This window comes from Actinoplanes sp. NPDC048791, from assembly GCF_040650095.1.
Lineage (GTDB): Bacteria > Actinomycetota > Actinomycetes > Mycobacteriales > Micromonosporaceae > Actinoplanes.
In genome coordinates this window covers 1-1784 of sequence record NZ_JBEZGQ010001391.1, presented here as the reverse complement: position 1 = coordinate 1784, position 1784 = coordinate 1, and the positions used below count along the sequence as shown (strand labels likewise).

The following is a 1784-nucleotide window of genomic DNA, read 5'->3' as shown; positions in this document are numbered from 1 at the left end:
TCGGGATTCGCCGAGGCGAAGCCGAAGCTCAGCAGCGCGCCGCCGAGGGCCGCGAGCATGCCCGAGGTGGTGAACAGCAGCATCAGCTTGCGTTCGACCCGGACACCGGCGACCCGGCTGGCCCGGCGGTCGCCGCCGATCGCGCGCAGTTCCGCACCGAGCCGGGTGCCGCCGAGCACGACCGCCACGAGCACGAAGCGGCCAGCGTGACCAGACTTCGTGGAGAGAAGACGCCGGCAATCGTGTGGTCGACCCAGAGGGTCGCGGCCCGGTTGGTGAAGGTGACGCTGAGACCACCGGAGATCGCGTACGCGAGCCCGAGCAGCGCGATGTAGGCGGCCAGCGTCACCGGCACCGACGGCACCCGCAGCCAGGCGATCAGCGCGCCCTGGACGGCTCCGACCGCGGCACCGACCGCGACCGCCACCAGCAGCCCCAGCACCGCCGAGGACTGGCCGGCCTGCACGGCGATCATCCCGCCGACGGCGTAGGTGCCCACCACCGACAGGTCGAACTCGCCGGCGATCATCGTGAGGCCGACGGCCAGCGCGAGCAGCCCGATCTGGGCGAAGCCCTGCAGGGCGTTGTAGACGTCGAACGTCGTCAGCGGCAGGCCGGTGCCCAGCGGTGTGAGCACGAACGCGACCACCACCAGCACCAACGCGGCCGCGGGGACGATCCGCTCCTGCCTCAGCGCGGGCCTCATCGCCGGCCCCGGACATGGACGAGGACCACGACAGCGAGCACGAGGATTCCCTTCACCAGGATCTGCACCCCGGTCGAGTAGCCGCGCAGGAGCAGGACGTCGGAGATGACCGAGATCAGCACGGCCCCGCCGAGCGTGCGCAGCGCCGAGCCCTTCCCGCCGGCGATGGCGGTGCCGCCGACCAGGACCGCGGCGATGGCATCCAGCGTGAGCGTCCCGGCCAGGTTGGTGGTGGCACTGGTGTTGAAAGCGGCCAGGAAGACACCGGTGACGGCCAGACACAGGCCGAAGAACGCCCAGGCGACCACCGTCACCCGGCCCACCGGCAGGCCGGCTGCCCGGGCCGCGGCGCGGTTCTCCCCGACCAGGTACAGCTGCCGCCCGGCGGTGGTGCGCCGCAGGATCCACTCGGCCAGCACGGCCAGCACCAGCAGGACGTAGACCGCGAGCGGCAGCCCCAGCGGCGTCGCGTTGAGGACGTCGTAGCCGCCGGACGCGGCGCTGACCGGGGTGCCGCCGCTGAACCAGATCGCGCCGCCGCCGATCGCGAACCCGGCGGCGATGGTCAGCACGATCGGGTTGGCCTCCCAGTAGCCGACCGCGAGGCCCTGGACGGCGGTGAGGACGACGCCGCCGAGCAGGGCCAGCAGCGTGGCCACGAGCAGACCCTGGTCCAGTGTCGCGAGGAAGACCATGGCCACGACCGTCGCCGTCTGCGAGGCCGCCATCGAGACCGCCGACCCGGCGATCATCACCAGCGTCGCCCCGATGGCGGTGATGCCGACCAGCGCGGCCGAGGCCAGGATGGCGCGGGCGTTGCCCAGGGTGAGGAAGCGTTCCGTGGTGACGGCGACCGGCAGCAGCACCACCACGAGGACGGCCAGCGCCACGGCCAGCGAGCCGGGCCGCGCCCGCCGTACCCGGGCCGCGGCGGCCGGTGGCGAGGCCAGGAGGCTCATCATGCCGCGTCCTTCCCCTCGGTCATGTCCCGCATGAGCACCGCCCCGTCCGCCCCGCCTTGGTAAGTGTCGACCACCCGGCCGTCGCGCATGGTGAGGATGACGTCGCCGAGTTCCAG

Annotated in this window: 2 protein-coding genes and 1 pseudogene; all 3 read right to left on the bottom strand. The window is 72.9% G+C overall.

The genetic code is table 11. The features are described from left to right. Positions 1-140 (bottom strand): annotated as a pseudogene (locus AB0C29_RS46650) (ABC transporter permease); the annotation flags it as partial. Further along, positions 83-706: an ABC transporter permease subunit gene (locus tag AB0C29_RS46645; protein ID WP_360834581.1), complete on the bottom strand. Its 624-nt coding sequence runs from the start codon at positions 704-706 to the stop codon at positions 83-85. The pseudogene AB0C29_RS46650 and the gene AB0C29_RS46645, both read right to left, overlap by 58 nt. After that, positions 703-1668 (bottom strand): ABC transporter permease, encoded by a 966-nt coding sequence (locus tag AB0C29_RS46640; RefSeq protein WP_360834580.1) that lies wholly within the window; start codon positions 1666-1668, stop codon positions 703-705. The genes AB0C29_RS46645 and AB0C29_RS46640 overlap by 4 nt, the downstream gene beginning before the upstream one ends. Positions 1669-1784 lie beyond the last annotated feature (116 nt).